This is a genomic window from Streptomyces sp. NPDC007189, assembly GCF_040703635.1.
Taxonomy (GTDB): Bacteria; Actinomycetota; Actinomycetes; order Streptomycetales; family Streptomycetaceae; genus Streptomyces.
Genome location: NZ_JBEYEY010000001.1, coordinates 547,328 through 565,069, shown reverse-complemented (window position 1 = coordinate 565,069; position 17,742 = coordinate 547,328). Strand labels below are relative to the sequence as shown.

The 17,742-nt window shown below is 71.9% G+C and carries 14 protein-coding genes; 8 read left to right on the top strand and 6 right to left on the bottom strand.

The genetic code is table 11. The features are described 5' to 3' along the window. Window positions 1–120 precede the first annotated feature (120 nt). A complete protein-coding gene (gene groL, locus AB0950_RS02540; protein ID WP_361980709.1) occupies window positions 121–1,746 on the top strand; it encodes a chaperonin GroEL in 1,626 nt (541 codons plus the stop codon). Window positions 1,747–1,815: 69 nt separating this feature from the next. Here the strand turns inward: groL and AB0950_RS02535 are convergent, their stop codons facing one another. The 3 genes from AB0950_RS02535 to AB0950_RS02525 form a co-directional block, all read right to left on the bottom strand. After that, the gene (locus AB0950_RS02535) at window positions 1,816–2,523 is read right to left on the bottom strand and encodes an ester cyclase (protein ID WP_360149493.1); all 708 of its coding nucleotides are present in this window, start codon (window positions 2,521–2,523) and stop codon (window positions 1,816–1,818) included. 109 nt (window positions 2,524–2,632) lie between these two features. Beyond that, window positions 2,633–3,406, bottom strand: coding sequence for an SDR family oxidoreductase (locus AB0950_RS02530; RefSeq protein ID WP_360149490.1), 774 nt, complete (start codon window positions 3,404–3,406; stop codon window positions 2,633–2,635). A 144-nt stretch (window positions 3,407–3,550) separates the two neighbouring features. Continuing rightward, on the bottom strand, window positions 3,551–4,219 hold the full coding sequence (locus AB0950_RS02525; RefSeq protein ID WP_360574625.1) for an MOSC domain-containing protein: 669 nt from the start codon (window positions 4,217–4,219) through the stop codon (window positions 3,551–3,553). A gap of 80 nt (window positions 4,220–4,299) precedes the next feature. On the opposite strand from AB0950_RS02525, the gene AB0950_RS02520 reads away from it, so the two are divergent. Next, the gene (locus AB0950_RS02520; RefSeq protein WP_360149484.1) at window positions 4,300–5,202 is read left to right on the top strand and encodes a LysR family transcriptional regulator; all 903 of its coding nucleotides are present in this window, start codon (window positions 4,300–4,302) and stop codon (window positions 5,200–5,202) included. 280 nt (window positions 5,203–5,482) lie between these two features. Here the strand turns inward: AB0950_RS02520 and AB0950_RS02515 are convergent, their stop codons facing one another. Then, window positions 5,483–5,812 carry a WhiB family transcriptional regulator gene (locus AB0950_RS02515; protein WP_360149481.1) on the bottom strand — a complete coding sequence of 110 codons (330 nt, stop codon included), beginning with the start codon at window positions 5,810–5,812 and terminating at the stop codon, window positions 5,483–5,485. A 378-nt stretch (window positions 5,813–6,190) separates the two neighbouring features. Between AB0950_RS02515 and AB0950_RS02510 the strand changes: the two genes are divergently transcribed. The 4 genes from AB0950_RS02510 (at window position 6,191) to AB0950_RS02495 (ending at window position 11,306) form a co-directional block, all read left to right on the top strand. After that, on the top strand, window positions 6,191–6,802 hold the full coding sequence (locus AB0950_RS02510) for a response regulator transcription factor (RefSeq protein WP_003948568.1): 612 nt from the start codon (window positions 6,191–6,193) through the stop codon (window positions 6,800–6,802). Between the two features lie 997 nt (window positions 6,803–7,799). After that, window positions 7,800–8,387, top strand: coding sequence for a sigma-70 family RNA polymerase sigma factor (locus AB0950_RS02505; RefSeq protein WP_330338279.1), 588 nt, complete (start codon window positions 7,800–7,802; stop codon window positions 8,385–8,387). 165 nt (window positions 8,388–8,552) lie between these two features. Beyond that, window positions 8,553–10,058, top strand: coding sequence for an IMP dehydrogenase (gene guaB / locus AB0950_RS02500; RefSeq protein WP_360149477.1), 1,506 nt, complete (start codon window positions 8,553–8,555; stop codon window positions 10,056–10,058). A gap of 123 nt (window positions 10,059–10,181) precedes the next feature. Further along, window positions 10,182–11,306: a GuaB3 family IMP dehydrogenase-related protein gene (locus AB0950_RS02495; protein WP_360149474.1), complete on the top strand. Its 1,125-nt coding sequence runs from the start codon at window positions 10,182–10,184 to the stop codon at window positions 11,304–11,306. A 68-nt stretch (window positions 11,307–11,374) separates the two neighbouring features. Here AB0950_RS02495 and AB0950_RS02490 read toward each other — a convergent pair whose 3' ends face one another. Continuing rightward, window positions 11,375–11,935: a hypothetical protein gene (locus tag AB0950_RS02490; RefSeq protein ID WP_366777621.1), complete on the bottom strand. Its 561-nt coding sequence runs from the start codon at window positions 11,933–11,935 to the stop codon at window positions 11,375–11,377. Window positions 11,936–12,104: 169 nt separating this feature from the next. Then, a complete protein-coding gene (locus AB0950_RS02485; RefSeq protein ID WP_360149468.1) occupies window positions 12,105–13,313 on the bottom strand; it encodes a nucleotide sugar dehydrogenase in 1,209 nt (402 codons plus the stop codon). 281 nt (window positions 13,314–13,594) lie between these two features. Here AB0950_RS02485 and AB0950_RS02480 point away from each other — a divergent pair, with 281 nt between their 5' ends. Together AB0950_RS02480 and AB0950_RS02475 are read left to right on the top strand one after the other, a co-directional pair. After that, entirely contained in the window at window positions 13,595–15,301 is a 1,707-nt protein-coding gene (locus AB0950_RS02480; RefSeq protein WP_360149465.1) for a glycerol-3-phosphate dehydrogenase/oxidase, read from the top strand. 236 nt (window positions 15,302–15,537) lie between these two features. Next, window positions 15,538–17,625 (top strand): serine/threonine-protein kinase, encoded by a 2,088-nt coding sequence (locus AB0950_RS02475; protein WP_366777620.1) that lies wholly within the window; start codon window positions 15,538–15,540, stop codon window positions 17,623–17,625. Window positions 17,626–17,742 lie beyond the last annotated feature (117 nt).

Genomic DNA, 17,742 nt, shown 5'->3' with positions numbered 1-17,742 from the left:
ACCTCGAGCATTCCTTTGCTCTTCAGCTGCGCCCCTGGCCCCCGCGACCGATAACGAAGCCGGGCGCCCGGGGCGCAGTTGTCTTACCACCCACAGATTTCCGAGAGGGCTCCCGCTGTCATGGCGAAGATCCTGAAGTTCGACGAGGACGCCCGTCGCGCCCTCGAGCGCGGCGTCAACAAGCTGGCCGACACGGTGAAGGTGACGATCGGCCCGAAGGGCCGCAACGTCGTCATCGACAAGAAGTTCGGCGCCCCCACCATCACCAACGACGGTGTCACGATCGCCCGCGAGGTCGAGATCGAGGACCCGTACGAGAACCTCGGCGCGCAGCTGGTGAAGGAGGTGGCGACCAAGACCAACGACATCGCGGGTGACGGCACCACCACCGCCACCGTGCTCGCCCAGGCGCTGGTCCGCGAGGGCCTGAAGAACGTCGCCGCCGGCGCCTCCCCGGCCGCTCTGAAGAAGGGCATCGACGCCGCCGTCAAGGCCGTCTCCGAGGAGCTGCTCGCCTCGGCCCGCCCGATCGACGAGAAGTCCGACATCGCCGCCGTGGCCGCGCTGTCCGCCCAGGACCAGCAGGTCGGCGAGCTGATCGCCGAGGCGATGGACAAGGTCGGCAAGGACGGCGTCATCACCGTCGAGGAGTCCAACACCTTCGGCCTTGAGCTGGACTTCACCGAGGGCATGGCCTTCGACAAGGGCTACCTGTCGCCGTACTTCGTGACGGACCAGGAGCGCATGGAGGCCGTCCTCGACGACCCGTACATCCTGATCAACCAGGGCAAGATCTCCGCCATCGCGGACCTGCTGCCGCTGCTGGAGAAGGTCATCCAGGCCGGCTCCTCCAAGCCGCTGCTGATCATCGCCGAGGACGTCGAGGGCGAGGCCCTGTCGACCCTGGTCGTCAACAAGATCCGCGGCACCTTCAACGCCGTCGCGGTGAAGGCCCCCGGCTTCGGCGACCGCCGCAAGGCGATGCTGCAGGACATGGCCGTCCTCACCGGCGCCACCGTCATCTCCGAGGAGGTCGGCCTCAAGCTCGACCAGGTCGGCCTGGACGTGCTGGGCTCCGCCCGCCGCGTCACCGTCACCAAGGACGACACCACGATCGTCGACGGCGCCGGCAAGTCCGAGGACGTTCACGGCCGCGTCGCGCAGATCAAGGCCGAGATCGAGAACACCGACTCCGACTGGGACCGCGAGAAGCTCCAGGAGCGCCTCGCGAAGCTGGCCGGCGGCGTGTGCGTGATCAAGGTCGGCGCCGCCACCGAGGTGGAGCTGAAGGAGAAGAAGCACCGTCTGGAGGACGCCATCTCCGCGACCCGCGCCGCGGTCGAGGAGGGCATCGTCTCCGGTGGTGGCTCCGCCCTGGTGCACGCCTCCAAGGTCCTCGACGGCAACCTCGGCAAGACCGGCGACGAGGCCACCGGTGTCACGGTCGTCCGCAACGCCGTGGTCGAGCCGCTGCGCTGGATCGGCGAGAACGCCGGCCAGGAGGGCTACGTCATCGTCTCCAAGGTCAAGGACCTGGAGAAGGGCCAGGGCTACAACGCCGCCACCGGCGAGTACGGCGACCTGATCAAGGCCGGCGTCATCGACCCGGTCAAGGTCACCCGCTCCGCCCTGGAGAACGCCGCCTCCATCGCCTCCCTGCTGCTCACGACCGAGACCCTGGTCGTCGAGAAGAAGGAAGAGGAAGAGCCGGCCGCCGCGGGCCACGGCCACGGCCACGCCCACTGACCCACCCGGCACCGCCTGGACGGGCCCGGCACTCCCCTGGGAGCGCCGGGCCCGTCCCGTTTCCGCCGGCTACCGCTCCAACTCGTCCAGCGCGCCCAGCTCCTGCATCAGCCCCAGCTGGTCGTGCTGCCACCACATCTCGGCGATCTTGCCGTCGGCCGTGAACCGGAACAGCGTCATCCCGGTCATGGTGACCTTCCTGCCGGTGGGCGGGATGCCGAGGAAGTCGCCCTTGTGCGTGGCGTTCCAGGTCCACCGGGCGCACACCCGGTCGCCCTGGGCGAGCAGGTCGTCGAGCGTGAACGTGAAGTCGAAGCCGCCGCGCCACATCCGGAACTCGCTGCGGGCGTTGTCCAGCCCGATGGTGTCCTGCGGGTTCACCGGATCGTGGCTGTGGACGTCCTCGTCCAGCAGGTCGTTGAGCGGCGGCAGTTCACCGGGGTTCGCCAGCGCCGCGTAGAACCGGCGCACGCTCTCCTCGGCCGGCGTCTCCTCCCGTACGACGTCCAGATCGATGAACGTCGGCGTCTCGTCGCACAGGGCGGCCATCTGATGGAAGATCCTGTCGGTCTCCGGGAGGCGGGAATTGCGCAGCGCCTCCTCGTAGGACGGGAACTCCACCACTTCCACGATGTGCGACGCGTCCGACCGGTCCCTGCCGACCAGCGCGTGCGTCGCCGTCCGCTTTCCCCTGGTCTGCGCGACCCAGTCGTCGATGAGCCGGTTCATCTCGTCCAGCCGGCTCGTCCGGCACTCGATGAGCTGCACGAAGGTCATGACGCCGCCTCCCGGACCGGCAGAGAACGCCAACCCAGTTTATTCGCGTGTGGCTCTTATGTCCCTTTCAGGGAACGTCGAGGAACGTCCGGGAACGCCGGGGAACCTCCTACTGCGGCCCGTACTTCCGCCCCGTCTTCGACGTGATCCCGCCCAGCAGCCCGCGCGGCGTCACCTTCACCAGGCCCATCAGCGCCTTGTAGCGCGGGTCGGGGATCGACAGGGTCTTGCCGCGGGCCAGGTCGGCCAGGGCCGCCGCGACCAGCTTGTCGGCGTCCAGCCACATCCAGCCGGGGATGTTGTCCGTGCCCATCCCGGCCCGCTGGTGGAACTCGGTGCGCACGAAGCCGGGGCACAGCGCCATCAGCCGGACGCCGCTGCCGGCCAGGTCCTTTGCCGCGCCCTGGGTGAACTGCACGACCCACGCCTTGGACGCGCCGTAGGTGCCGCGCGGCACGAAGGCGGCCACGGAGGCGACGTTGACGACCCCGCCCCGGCCGCGCTCGCGCATCGCCCCGGCCGCCGCCGAGGTCAGCCGGAGCACCGCCTCGCAGTGCACCTTGAGCATCCTCAGCTCGTCGGCCATGGATACGTCGAGATAGCGGCCCTTGTTGCCGAAGCCGGCGTTGTTGACCAGCAGGTCGACCGGGTTCTTCCGGTCGCCGAGGCGGTCGGCGACCGTTTCGATGCCCTTGTCCTCGGCGAGGTCGGCGGTCAGCACCTCCACCTCGATGCCGTGCCGGTCGTGCAGTTCGGTCGCCTGCTCGCGCAGCCGCTTGGTGTCCCGCGCGACCAGGACGAGGTCGTGCCCGTCAGCCGCCAGCCGCCGCGCGAACGCGGCACCGATTCCCGCGGTCGATCCCGTAATCAGAGCCGTTGTCATGACCCAAGGTTAGTGACCCGGAGCGATCGCGTCCGCCGACCTCGGCCAGGGGAGTCGACCCGCGCAGGGGCTCGGGTGCGGTCCCGCCCCCGGGTGCGCAGGCGCCCGCCACTCGACCACGCCCCACCGCCGGCTGACCTCTCATCAACCCGCTTGCCGAGACACGTACTTGCGCGCCGCTGCCAGGGACTCCGGATGCAGTGCCTCGCTCGCGGCGAGCAGCCGCGGCAGCAACTCGCGTTCGGTGGTGACCGCGCGGAACTCCAGCGCCGCCGTCACCCCGTGGTCCGGCCGGTGCACGATCTCGATCGGGTCGCCCGCCCGTATCTCACCCGGCTCGATCACCCGGAGGTAGGCACCGGTTGCGCCCTTCCGTGTGAACCTCTTGACCCAGCCGCGCTCGCCTATATGGCCCTGGAACGTACGGCACGGGATACGGCCCGAGGTCACCTCCAGGACCACCTCGGGACCGATCCGCCAGCGCTCTCCGATCAGGGCGCCGGAGACCTCCAGACCGTCCGTCGTCAGGTTCTCCCCGAAGCAGCCGTTGGCCAGCGACCGGCCCAGTTCGCGCTCCCAGTCGTCGAGGTCCTCGCGCGCGTAGGCGTACACCGCCTGGTCGTCCCCGCCGTGATGCCGCAGCTCGCACACCGCGTCCCCGGCCAGCCCGCTCCCGCCGACGCCCTTGGGGCCCGGTGCCGCCACCCGCACCGGACCGTCGGCCGGCCTCTTGTCGATGCCCGTCACGCCCTGCGGCTGGTCCGTGTACGGCACCGGCTGCGGGCTGCCCAGATTGACCGAGAGAAGCTTCATGGCCGCACGGTACGGGACCCCACCTCAAAGCGTCCAGCGAATATCGAGCACCCTCCCCAAGCAGGCCTTATACTCGAAGGGTGATCGAGGCCCGTCATCTCCGCGTCCTGCGCGCCGTCGCCACCACCGGTTCCTTCTCGGCGGCGGGGCGCGAGCTGGGCTGCACCCAGCCCGCCGTCAGTCAGCAGATGAAGGCCCTGGAGACCTCGGTCGGCACCCCGCTGCTGGTCCGCAGCGGCCGCGAGATGCGGCTCACCCAGGCCGGTGAGGCCCTGGTCAGACACGCCTCCGGCATCCTCGCCGGGCTCACCGCCGCCGAGGAGGAGATCGCCGCCATCGCGGGCCTGAGGGCCGGGCGGGTCCGGCTGGTCTCGTTCCCCAGCGGCAGCTCGACCCTCGTCCCCACCGCCCTGGCCGCCCTGCGCGCCGCCCACCCCGGCACCCGCGTCTCCCTGGAGGAGGCCGAGCCGCCGAGGTCCGTGGAGCTGCTGCGCGACGGCGAGTGCGACCTGGCCCTGGCCTTCCGCTACGAGGGCGCGGCGGTCGCCGAGGACTGGGACGACCTGGTCGTACGGCCGCTGCTGATGGACCGTCTGGTGGCCCTGGTGCCGGAGCGGCACCGGCTCGCACGCGCTCAGAGCGTCGCGATCGGGGAGCTGGCCCGGGAGCCCTGGATCGCGGGCTGCCCGCGCTGCCGCGGCCAGCTGGTCGAGGTGTGCGAGGGGGCGGGCTTCACCCCGCGCATCGACTTCGCCACGGACGACTATCCCGCGGTGGTCGGCCTGGTCGGCGCGGGCCTGGGCGTCGCCGTACTGCCCCAGCTGGCCGTGGAGTCGGTACGGCCCAGGGGCGTGCGCACGGTACGGCTGGAACCGGCTGTACGGCGCGAGATCGTCGCCCTCACCCTCCCCGACCTGGCCCGGGTGCCGGCCGTCGCGGCGACGCTGGAGCAGCTGGCGCGGGCGGCGGGGCGTCCGTCGTAACGGGTCCCGGGCGCGGGGCCGGCGCGGGATCCCAAGGCGTGGGTCAGGACCGGAAGCGCGGTCGGCGACCCGGAAGCGGGTCGGGGACACAGAGCAGGCTCGGGGGTCCGGGGCAGGATCGCGGATCACAACGCAGGCCCGGGGATCCGGAAGCGGGGTCGGGGCATCCGGAGGCGGGCCGGAGGGGCCGGCGGCAGAGTCGAGGGCACGCACGTGGCGACGTGACGTGCCCTGGGGGAGGCAAGCGCACCCGGTGATCCTCGGGTGCAGAATCGTTCCTTCAGTGGTGGCGGGCGGCGTCCGTACCGGTGGCCGAAGCGGTCACCAGGCGGTTGCGCGCGCGCCCCATCAACTCCTCACGCTCGTCCTCGGTCAGGCCGCCCCAGACGCCGTACGGCTCGCGCACCGCCAGCGCATGCGCCGCGCACTCCGCGCGGACAGGGCACCTCATGCAGACCTCCTTGGCCGAGTTCTCGCGAGCGCTCCGAGCCGCCCCGCGCTCGCCCTCGGGGTGGAAGAAGAGCGAGCTGTCCACGCCGCGGCAGGCAGCCAGCAGCTGCCAGTCCCACAGGTCCGCGTTCGGTCCGGGAAGGCGGGAGAAATCTGCCATTACGTGACCCCTTGTAGCCGTTCTGAGCGGATACGGTGCCATCGACCGTACATCTCCGGTCTAAGGAGATGAAAATATGACTCATTGCGAATCTAGCCTCGGACACCGCAAAACGGGAAGAAATGGATCCAAACGGGGCAAGTTGTGATGAAAAGTTGAGGGTCTGCTGTCCATGTCTGCACCGTGTCGGGTCCCTCACGTAGAGTGCCGAAGACGGCATGTAGCCCCGTAACTCTTTCGAGTGACCGTCGTTGAGAGTGCGGAGGCGGTTGAAAACAGAAGCGCTCGGGCAGGCGTCCGAGACGGTCGACCGCACAGGTGAGATTCCGTACCAGCCTGGAGGCTCAAGGTGACGCGCATCAGCTGCGGAGGGCGGTCATGACATCCGTCCTCGTCTGCGACGACTCCCCGCTTGCCCGAGAAGCGCTCCGTCGCGCGGTCGCGACCGTGCCCGGCGTCGAGCGCGTGACGACGGCGGCCAACGGCGAGGAAGTCCTCCGCCGCTGGGGCGCCGACCGCTCCGACCTCATCCTGATGGACGTGCGCATGCCCGGTCTGGGCGGCGTGGAGACCGTGCGCCGGCTGCTGTCCGCCGACCCGGGCGCGCGCATCATCATGCTGACCGTCGCCGAGGACCTCGACGGCGTGGCCCTCGCGGTCGCCGCCGGCGCCCGGGGCTATCTACACAAGGACGCCTCGCGCGCCGAGCTGCGGGCCACGGTGACGCAGGCCCTCGCCGACCCGACCTGGCGGCTGGCCCCGCGCCGGCTGCGCTCGGCCGAGATGGGCGCCGCGCCCACGCTCACCGCGCGTGAGATCCAGGTGCTGGAGGGCATGAGCCACGGCCGCTCCAACGCCGAGATCGGCCGCGAGCTGTTCCTCTCCGAGGACACCGTCAAGACGCACGCGCGCCGCCTGTTCAAGAAGCTCGGCGCCTCGGACCGGGCCCACGCGGTGGCGCTCGGCTTCCGCTGGGGACTGGTCCGGTAGGCAGTGCCCAGCCCTGCGGGGCAGGCGGGGCCGCCCGGCACCGGGCGCGCGTCCGCCTCCCCGGCAGCAGCGGGTCCGGGTTCCGACCTGTCCGCCGGCACGATCACGACGGCGTTACGGCACCGTGCCGGGCGCCCGGGGCGTGGTGGCGTACGCGCCGGGCCCTTGCGGTCGTATCCCGCGCCGGACCGGCGTCCTCAGCAGCGGTGCGCCGGCCCCGAGGGCGCCTCGTGCCGGCGGCGGCCTCGGCGCCGGTGGCGTGCGGATGCGTCCCGGGCGCGCAGAAGACGGCCCGTCCTGCGGCTCCCTGCCCCGGTCGGCCGGTCCCGGGCCTGCCCGGCCCGGGCGGAAGCACGGCCTGCGCGGCTCGGGCGAAGCATGACCCGGCCAGAGGCGTGTACCGCCACGCATGCACGGCACGCGCGTGCCGCACGCTCTCACCTCCCCCGGCTCCCGTCGGCGTACGGGCGCGCCCTGCGCATCGGGTTCGGGCGCGGCGGCGGACCGATGGCCCCGACGGCGGCGCTTTCGGCCCCGACGGGCGCCGGTGCAATGCCGTACCGGGTGTCGCGGTTGCCCTCGGACGCGGCCGTGAGCCGTCCCCGAGGGGTGGACCCGGAGGTGGACCCCATCACATCCGAGGAACCGCGCGGCAGAGCGCGCGCCGGGCGCGGCGGCGGAGGCGCGCGCCGGGAACACCCGTGGTGGGCGCGGCTGGGCGAGCGCCGGGAGGCGCACGGCAAGGCCGTCCGTGCCCCCGGCGTGAGACGGCGGGGGACGCCTCGGCGGGCGCTGCGCAAGGGGGCCCGCCGGGCGGGCGCTGCTCGTTTCCGCGCGGATGCCGCATCCTTGAGGTGTGGAGTCTCTCGGGGACGAGTCGGTCGAGCGGAAGGGGAGGGCGCAGGGAATGAGTGCCGGCGCACCTGCTCATAACGCTTCGGTGCACAACCACGAGCACAATGCGACGGACCGGACGGCCACAAGGCACCATGGACCGATGCGCGACGACGAGGCGGGCACGGCCCACGGGGCGATCGGTGCGCTCGTCCATCGCGCCGTCCACGGGGACGAGCAGGCCACGCACGATCTGCTCGCCCACGTGCACCCGCTGGCGCTGCGCTATTGCCGCACCCGGCTGTCCCGGCTGCCGGGCGACGCGCGTCACTTCGTCGAGGACCTCGCCCAGGAGGTCTGCGTCGCCGTCCTGCTCGCGCTGCCCCGCTACCGCGACACCGGCCGCCCCTTCGAGGCGTTCGTCTTCGCCATCGCCTCCCACAAGGTCGCCGACCTGCAGCGCGCCGCCATGCGCCACCCGGGTTCCACCGCCGTCCCCTCCGACGAGATGCCGGAGCGCCCGGACGACTCCCTCGGGCCCGAGGAGCGCGCCCTGCTCAGCAGCGACGCCGAGTGGGCCAAGAAGCTGCTGGCCAACCTCCCCGAGAACCAGCGCGAACTGCTTCTGCTGCGCATCGCCGTGGGCTTGACCGCGGAGGAGACGGGGCAGATGTTGGGAATGTCACCCGGCGCGGTCCGGGTCGCCCAGCACCGGGCGCTGAGCCGCCTGCGCGCGCTCGCCGAGCAGTGACGCCCGTGCGTGGAGCCTGAGCAGCTCCCCTTGTTGGACAGGCATGCCGTGCGTTTCCGTACGAACATACGAAGCCTGAAGTCACCCCGTACCGTGGAATGTGCTGACGATGCTTCCCGTTAGCATGGACATCCGCACCGATCAAGGCCATTTGGGGAAGGTGTCATGACTGCAAACGTCGACGGAGTGCCCGAGAAATTCGCGACACTCGGGCTGACCTACGACGACGTGCTGCTGCTGCCGGGCGCATCCGAGGTGCTGCCGGGCGCGGTCGACACCTCGTCCCGCATCTCCCGCAACGTCCGCGTCAACATCCCGCTGCTGTCGGCGGCGATGGACAAGGTGACCGAGTCCCGGATGGCGATCGCGATGGCCCGCCTCGGCGGTGTCGGCGTGCTGCACCGCAACCTGTCCATCGAGGACCAGGTCAACCAGGTCGACCTGGTGAAGCGGTCGGAGTCCGGCATGGTCACCGACCCGATCACGGTGCACCCGGAGGCGACGCTCGCCGAGGCGGACGCGCTGTGCGCGAAGTTCCGCATCAGCGGTGTCCCGGTCACCGACCCGGCCGGCAAGCTGCTCGGCATCGTGACCAACCGCGACATGGCCTTCGAGAGCGACCGCACCCGCCGCGTGCACGAGGTCATGACCCCGATGCCGCTGGTCACCGGCACGGTCGGCATCTCCGGCCCGGAGGCCATGGAGCTGCTGCGCAAGCACAAGATCGAGAAGCTGCCGCTGGTCGACGACGAGGGCGTCCTGAAGGGCCTGATCACGGTCAAGGACTTCGTCAAGGCCGAGCAGTACCCCAACGCCGCGAAGGACGCCGAGGGCCGGCTGCTCGTCGGCGCCGCGGTCGGCGCCAGCCCCGAGGCGCTGGAGCGCGCCCAGGCGCTCGCCGAGGCCGGTGCGGACTTCCTGGTCGTGGACACCTCGCACGGCCACAACAGCAACGCGCTCAGCTGGATGGCCAAGATCAAGTCGAGCGTGTCCGTCGACGTGATCGGCGGCAACGTCGCCACCCGCGACGGCGCCCAGGCGCTGATCGACGCCGGTGTGGACGGCATCAAGGTGGGCGTGGGCCCGGGCTCCATCTGCACCACCCGTGTGGTCGCCGGCATCGGCGTCCCCCAGGTCACCGCCATCTACGAGGCCTCCCTCGCGGCCCGTCCCGCCGGCATCCCGCTGATCGGCGACGGCGGCCTGCAGTACTCCGGGGACATCGGCAAGGCGCTGGCCGCCGGCGCCGACACGGTGATGCTGGGCAGCCTCCTCGCCGGCTGCGAGGAGTCCCCGGGCGAGCTGCTGTTCATCAACGGCAAGCAGTTCAAGTCGTACCGCGGCATGGGCTCGCTGGGCGCCATGCAGTCCCGCGGCCAGGCGAAGTCGTACTCCAAGGACCGCTACTTCCAGGCCGAGGTCGCCTCCGACGACAAGCTCGTCCCCGAGGGCGTCGAGGGCCAGGTGCCCTACCGCGGCCCGCTGGCCAACGTGCTGCACCAGCTCGTCGGCGGCCTGCGCCAGACCATGGGCTACGTCGGCGCCGCCACCATCGAGGAGATGGAGTCCAAGGGCCGCTTCGTGCGGATCACCTCGGCGGGCCTGAAGGAGAGCCACCCGCACGACATCCAGATGACGGTCGAGGCGCCGAACTACAGCAGCAAGGGCTGAGACGGCGTCCCCACGCGCGCGTGACGGCATCGACGGCGGCTTCCGGAGCATCCGGGGCCGCCGTTGTCGTACCCGTCGGCGATACTGGGAGGCGCTGCAACGCATCAGGGAAAGGCCACAGACGTGACTGAGATCGAGATCGGGCGCGGCAAGCGCGGCCGCCGGGCGTACGCCTTCGACGACATCGCCGTCGTCCCCAGCCGCCGTACGCGGGACCCGAAGGAGGTCTCGATCGCCTGGCAGATCGACGCCTACCGCTTCGAGCTGCCCTTCCTGGCCGCCCCCATGGACTCGGTCGTCTCCCCGGCCACCGCGATCCGCATCGGCGAGCTGGGCGGCCTGGGCGTGCTCAACCTCGAGGGCCTGTGGACGCGGTACGAGGACCCGCAGCCGCTGCTGGACGAGATCGCCGAGCTGCCCGCCGAGCAGGCGACCCGCCGCCTGCAGGAGATCTACGCGGCGCCCATCAAGGAGGAGCTGATCGGCGCGCGCATCAAGGAGGTGCGCGACTCCGGCGTGGTCACCGCCGCCGCGCTCTCCCCGCAGCGCACCGCCCAGTTCTCCAAGGCGGTCGTGGACGCGGGCGTGGACATCTTCGTCATCCGCGGTACGACGGTCTCCGCGGAGCACGTCTCGTCCTCGCACGAGCCGCTGAACCTGAAGCAGTTCATCTACGAGCTGGACGTCCCGGTGATCGTCGGCGGCTGCGCCACCTACACGGCGGCCCTGCACCTGATGCGCACGGGCGCCGCGGGCGTGCTCGTGGGCTTCGGCGGCGGCGCCGCCCACACCACGCGCAACGTGCTGGGCATCCAGGTCCCGATGGCCACGGCCGTCGCCGACGTCGCGGCCGCCCGCCGTGACTACATGGACGAGTCCGGCGGCCGGTACGTGCACGTGATCGCGGACGGCGGCGTCGGCTGGTCCGGCGACCTGCCCAAGGCGATCGCCTGCGGCGCCGACGCGGTGATGATGGGCTCCCCGCTCGCCCGCGCCACGGACGGCCCCGGCAAGGGCCACCACTGGGGCATGGAGGCGGTCAACGAGGAGCTGCCCCGCGGCAAGAAGGTCGACCTGGGCACGGTCGGCACGATCGAGGAGATCCTCACCGGCCCGTCCCACACCCCCGACGGCTCGATGAACCTCTTCGGCGCCCTGCGCCGCGCGATGGCCACCACCGGCTACAGCGAGCTGAAGGAGTTCCAGCGGGTCGAGGTGACGGTCGCGGACAGCCAGCACCGCCGCTGACGCGTACGACGCACAGGGGCCCGGCCACCGAGGAGGTGGCCGGGCCCCTGTCGCGTGCGGGAAGGCGGTTACGCGGCGGCCTTCTTGGCGCCGGAGAACGCGGCGAACGCGGCGATGGCGAAGAACAGGAAGGTCAGCGGATCGGCGTCTTCCTTCCACACCTTCTGCACCACGTCGATGTGCTGGAAGAACAGCTCGCTGAAGCTCACGTGCAGTTGGTCGGCGCCGATCATGGCCTCGCCCACCAGCTGGCCGACGTACACCGAGCCGAGCGCCAGGATCGCGCTGACCACGGGCAGGGCCGGGTTGCGGCCGCCCGCCTTGCCGGCCGCGAGACCGACGACGAAACCGACGCCGACGGCCGCGTAGCCGATCTCGTGCTTGGTGGTGCCGATGACGAGGCCGTAGATCGCGGCGGTGACCACGGCGGCGACGACCGCGGCGACGATGCCGAGAACGGCGTTGTTCCGGCCCGCGGCGGCCGGCGCCGGCGGGGCGAAGGCGCCCTGGGCGGGGTGGGCGCCGGGCTGCGGAGGGTACGGCGCGCCGGCCGGGGCCTGCTGGGCGTACGGGTTGCCGTCGGCCGGACCGGGCTGCGGTGGCTGCGCCGACGGAACTGACTGGCTCATGACAGAAATCCCCCCGATATGGATCCATGTGGATCACAAACTGACCAAGGAAAACGAAAAACCCCGGCACGCGCGTGTGCCGCGAGTCCGGGGGAGATTAACAGCCGGGGACGACAACGCCCCCGGCTGTTTTCCGTTCGTGACCGGGCGGGGCCCGGCGGCGCCGGGCTCAGAGCCGGTGCGCCGCCCCCGTGGGCGTGGCCCCACGGGTGTCCAGCAGCAACTGGGCCTTCACCGACAGCCCCTGCAGGTCGTACGTCCGGTGCTGCTGGAGCAGGATCGTCAGGTCGGCGTCGGCGGCGGCCTCGTAGAACGAGTCCGCGCGCGGGACCGGCCGGTCCAGGACGGTCCAGGACGCCACGTACGGGTCGTGGTAGCTCACCGAGGCGCCCAGCTCCATCAGCCGGATCGCGATCTCCTGGGCCGGAGTGCCCTGCTGGTCGGCGAGGTCGGGCTTGTAGGTGACGCCGAGCAGCAGCACGCGCGCGCCGCGGGCGGACTTGCCGTGCTCGTTGAGCAGGGTGGCGGCGCGCTGCACGACGTACCGGGGCATCCGGCTGTTGACCTGCTGGGCCAGTTCCACCATGCGCAGGGTGCGGGTGGCGTGGCCGGTCAGGTCCTGCGGGACGCCGTGCCCGCCGACGCCGGGTCCGGGGCGGAACGCCTGGAAGCCGAAGGGCTTGGTCTCGGCGCACCGGATGACGTCCCACAGGTCGACGCCCAGCTCGTGGCAGAGCACGGCCATCTCGTTGACGAGCGCGATGTTGACGTGCCGGAAGTTGGTCTCCAGCAGCTGCACGGTCTCCGCCTCGCGCAGTCCACGCGCGCGTACCACCTTGTCGGTGAGCCGGCCGTAGAAGGCGGCGGCCGACTCGGTGCACGCGGGCGTGAGGCCGCCGATGACCTTGGGCGTGCCGGCGGGGGTGTGGTCGCGGTTGCCGGGGTCGACCCGGCTGGGCGAGTAGGCGAGGTGGAAGTCGCGGCCGGCGCGCAGCCCGGAGCCCTTCTCCAGCAGGGGGCGCAGGAAGTCCTCCGTGGTGCCGGGCAGCACCGGCGACTCCAGGATGACCGTGGTGTGCGGGCGCAGCCGCTCGGCGAGGGCGCGGGCGGCCGCCTCCACCTGGCCGAGGTCGAGTCCGCCGTCGGCGCCGCGCGGGGTCGGCGCGCAGATCACCGCGGTGCGCACCCGCCCGAGCTGGGCCGGGTCGGTGCCGGGCCGGAATCCGCCCGAGTGCATCCGGCGCAGCTCGGCGGGGCTGAGCGAGCCCGCCTCGGGTCCGGTGGCGTAGCCGATGGTGGAGATGCCTGCGGCGACTGCGGCCTGGGCGAGCGGCAAGCCGTAGGGGCCGAGTCCGATGACGGCGAGGTCTGCGGGCATGGCGTGGGCCGTCCTTCCCGATAGCCGAAGCGGGACAGTTGCGCAACCGCTGTGGACGAGATGAGCGCGTGCGATGCCAGGCTAGATACACATATGACTGTTATGTGTGATTGTGTTCGTGTGTCTTCCGAGGGGTTGTGCGCGAGTTGTCCACAGGTTCGGCTGCCGTGGTGGCTGAAGTCGGGCGATCCGGTCAGAATTTGGGCATGGGGAGGGGATGGACCGGGCTTCGCCCACCGGGTGCGGCCGACGCGAGCGAGTCTGCGACAGCGGGAGGCAGCGTGAGGACAGCGACTCTGGGCCCGGCACAGCGCGCCGAGGCACTGGCGGCGATGGCGGAGCGGGAGCTGGACGTGCTGGTGATCGGCGCCGGAGTGGTCGGCGCCGGCACCGCGCTGGACGCCGTCACCCGCGGCCTGTCCACCGGTCTGGTGGAGGCCCGCGACTGGGCGTCGGGCACCTCCAGCCGGTCCAGCAAGCTGATACACGGCGGTCTGCGCTATCTGGAGATGCTGGACTTCACGCTCGTCCGCGAGGCCCTGAAGGAGCGCGGCCTGCTCCTGGAGCGGCTCGCCCCGCACCTGGTCAAGCCGGTGCCGTTCCTGTACCCGCTGCAGCACAAGGGCTGGGAGCGGCTGTACGCGGGCTCGGGCGTGGCCCTGTACGACGCGATGTCCATGGCGCGCGGACACGGCCGTGGCCTGCCCCTGCACCGCCACCTGAGCCACCGCCAGGCCCTGCGGGTCGCCCCCTGCCTGAAGAAGGACGCCCTGGTCGGCGCCCTGCAGTACTACGACGCCCAGATGGACGACGCCCGTTTCACGGCCACCCTGGTGCGCACGGCGGCGTCGTACGGCGCGAAGGTGGCCAACCGCGCGCGTGTGACCGGGTTCCTGCGCGAGGGCGAGCGGGTGGTCGGCGCCCGGGTGCGGGACGTGGAGGGCGGCGGGGAGTACGAGATCCGCGCCAAGCAGGTCGTCAACGCCACCGGCGTGTGGACCGACGACACCCAGGCCATGGTGGGGGAGCGCGGCCAGTTCCACGTCCGCGCGTCCAAGGGCATCCACCTGGTCGTGCCCAAGGACCGCATCCACTCCTCGACCGGCCTGATCCTGCGCACCGAGAAGTCCGTCCTCTTCGTGATCCCCTGGGGCCGGCACTGGATCATCGGCACCACCGACACCGACTGGAACCTGGACAAGGCCCATCCGGCCGCGTCCAGCGCCGACATCGACTACCTGCTGGAGCACGTCAACTCGGTGCTCGCGGTGCCCCTCGGCCGCGACGACGTGGAGGGTGTGTACGCCGGGCTGCGCCCGCTGCTCGCCGGCGAGTCCGACGCCACCAGCAAGCTGTCCCGGGAACACACGGTCGCCCACCCGGCGCCGGGCCTCGTGGTCGTGGCGGGCGGCAAGTACACCACCTACCGGGTGATGGCCAAGGACGCGGTCGACGAGGCGGTGCACGGCCTGGACATGCGGGTCGCCGACTGCGTGACGGAGGAGACCCCGCTGCTGGGCGCGGAGGGCTACCACGCGCTGTGGAACGCGCGCGCCCGGATCGCCGCCCGCACCGGACTGCACGTGGCCCGCGTGGAACACCTGCTGAACCGGTACGGCTCCCTGGCCGAGGAGGTCCTGGACCTCATCGCCGCCGACCCCGCCCTCGGTGAACCGCTGCAGGCCGCCGACGACTATCTGCGCGCCGAAGTGGTGTACGCCGCCTCGCACGAGGGCGCCCGGCACCTGGACGACGTCCTCACCCGCCGCACCCGCATCTCCATCGAGACCTTCGACCGGGGCACCCGCAGCGCCCGCGAGGCGGCCGAGCTGATGGCGCCGGTCCTCGGCTGGGACAAGGACCAGATAGAGCGCGAGGTCCAGCACTACGAGAAACGGGTGGAGGCCGAGCGCGAGTCCCAGCGCCAGCCGGACGACCTCACGGCGGACGCGGCGCGGCTGGGCGCCCCGGACATCGTGCCGCTGTAGCGACACAGGGCTGGGCGGAACCCTTGCGGGCCGCCCCGGCGGCAGCGCCTGATACGGCGTCAACCTGCCGTTTCCTCCGCTCTTGCAGCCCCTCGTCCCGATAGGCGGAACGGTCGCTTCCGGGGGGTTTCCGGTGCGCGGGGCCGGGGCCGCGATCAGGGGCACCCTGGGCGCTCGGCACTTGGCGGGTGAGAGACAATGGAGGCTCTGTCAGGGCGGGTTGTATGAGGGGACGCATGTCGGAGGCGGAGCGGGCGGGGACATCTCGTCAGGGGACTCGTCAGGACAAGAGCGAGCGCCGTCTTCTCGCCGGGCGGTACCGGCTGGGAGACGTGCTGGGCCGGGGCGGGATGGGCACGGTCTGGCGCGCCGAGGACGAGACCCTGGGCCGGACGGTCGCCGTCAAGGAGCTGCGGTTCCCGTCGAACATCGACGAGGAGGAGAAGCGGCGCCTGATCACGCGCACCCTGCGCGAGGCCAAGGCGATCGCCCGGATCCGCAACAACAGCGCGGTGACGGTGTTCGACGTGGTCGACGAGGACGACCGGCCGTGGATCGTCATGGAGCTGGTGGAGGGCAAGTCCCTCGCCGAGGTCATCCGCGAGGACGGCCTGCTGGAGCCGAGGCGCGCCGCCGAGGTGGGGCTCGCCATCCTCGACGTGCTGCGCTCCGCGCACCGCCAGGGCATCCTGCACCGGGACGTGAAGCCGTCCAACGTGCTCATCGCCGAGGACGGCCGGGTCGTGCTCACCGACTTCGGCATCGCGCAGGTCGAGGGCGACCCCTCCATCACCTCAACCGGCATGCTCGTCGGCGCCCCCTCCTACATCTCCCCCGAGCGCGCCCGCGGCCACAAGCCGGGCCCCGCGGCCGACCTGTGGTCGCTGGGCGGCCTGCTGTACGCGGCGGTCGAGGGCGTGCCCCCGTACGACAAGGGCTCGGCGATCGCCACGCTCACCGCGGTGATGACCGAACCCCTGGAGGAGCCCAAGAACGCGGGCCCGCTCAAGGACGTCATCTACGGCCTGCTCACCAAGGACCCGGCCAAGCGGCTCGACGACGCCGGGGCCCGGGCGATGCTCAACGCGGTGATCCACGCGCCCGAGCCGCAGCCGCTGGACGCCACGCGGGTGGTGCCGCTGCCGGCGCAGCCCGGGCCGGCCGAAGACGGGCGGGGCGTGGCCAAGCGGGGCGAGGACCCCGCGGATAAGCTGCGCGGCGCGCTGCGCGCGGTCCGCAAGGCGGCCGGCGCGGCCGGCGCGGCGGCGTCGGCCCGGACGAAGAGCGGCGCGGACACGGCCGCCGCGCGTGCCGGTGCGGCGGCGGCTCCGGGAGGCATCGCCGCCGGGGCACGACCCGGCACCCCGGGCGGGACGCGGCCGGTCTCCTCCGGCAGCCCCGGCCCCGGCGCCGTCTCCGGAAGCGCCGGAACCGCCGGTCGGCAGGGCGGCCCGGCCGCCGGTGCCGCCGCCGTGCCGAACTCCAGCGCGAACAAGCCCAGTTCCGGCTGGCCGGTGGTGCCGCCGCCGGACCTCGACCTGCCGCCGCGCCCGGTGCCCAGAGCGCCGCTGACCGACGTGGTGCCCCGGCGCACCCTGGTGATCATCGCCGTGGTGATCGTCCTGGCCGTGCTCGGCACCGTCCTGGCCTTCGCCTTCGGCGGCGGCGACAAGGGCGGTAAGAGCGGCGGGGCCAAGGCGGCGGCGAGCATCAGCGCGTCCACCGAGCGGGACAAGAGCGACAGGGCGACGGGCGGCGCGGCCCGCACGGGCGGGGCGAACCCGTCGCCGGGCGGCGCCGGTTCGGCGTCGGGCACCGCCGTCGACGCGAGCGCGTCCACCGGCGCCACCGCCTCGACCGGCGCCTCCGGTGCCCAGGGCGGCACCAGCGCGCCGGTGGTGTCGACCCGCAAGGGCGGCCAGGGGTACTCGATCGGGCTGCCCAAGGGATGGTCGTACCGGTCCACGGGCAGTGCGGGCGACCGCTACACGGGCCCCGACGGGCAGAAGCTGCTCATCGGCTGGACCGGCAGCCCCAAGAGCGACCCGGTGGCGGACTGGGAGAACCAGGAGCACGCCATGGTGCGCGCCCAGTACCACCGCGTCCGCATCGAGAAGGTGGACTACCGCGACTGGAACACGGCCGACTGGGAGTTCACCTATGTCGACGGCGGCACCGAGTACCGCACCATCGACCGCGGGTTCGTGGTGGGCGGCCACCTCGGTTACGGACTGATGTACACCGCGAAGGCGGCGGACTGGGACAGCGCGCTGCGCAAGGACACCTGGAAGACGCTCACCGGCTCCTTCAAGCCCAAGTCGTAGACGGCGGACGCCGGTTTGGGGCGTGAGAATCCGTCATCCACTCCGTGCGGGTTGTCTCCGGCACGTATCGTGAATGGTTGCGGACCGTACGCAGCCGGAAGCGTGTGCGAAACGGGC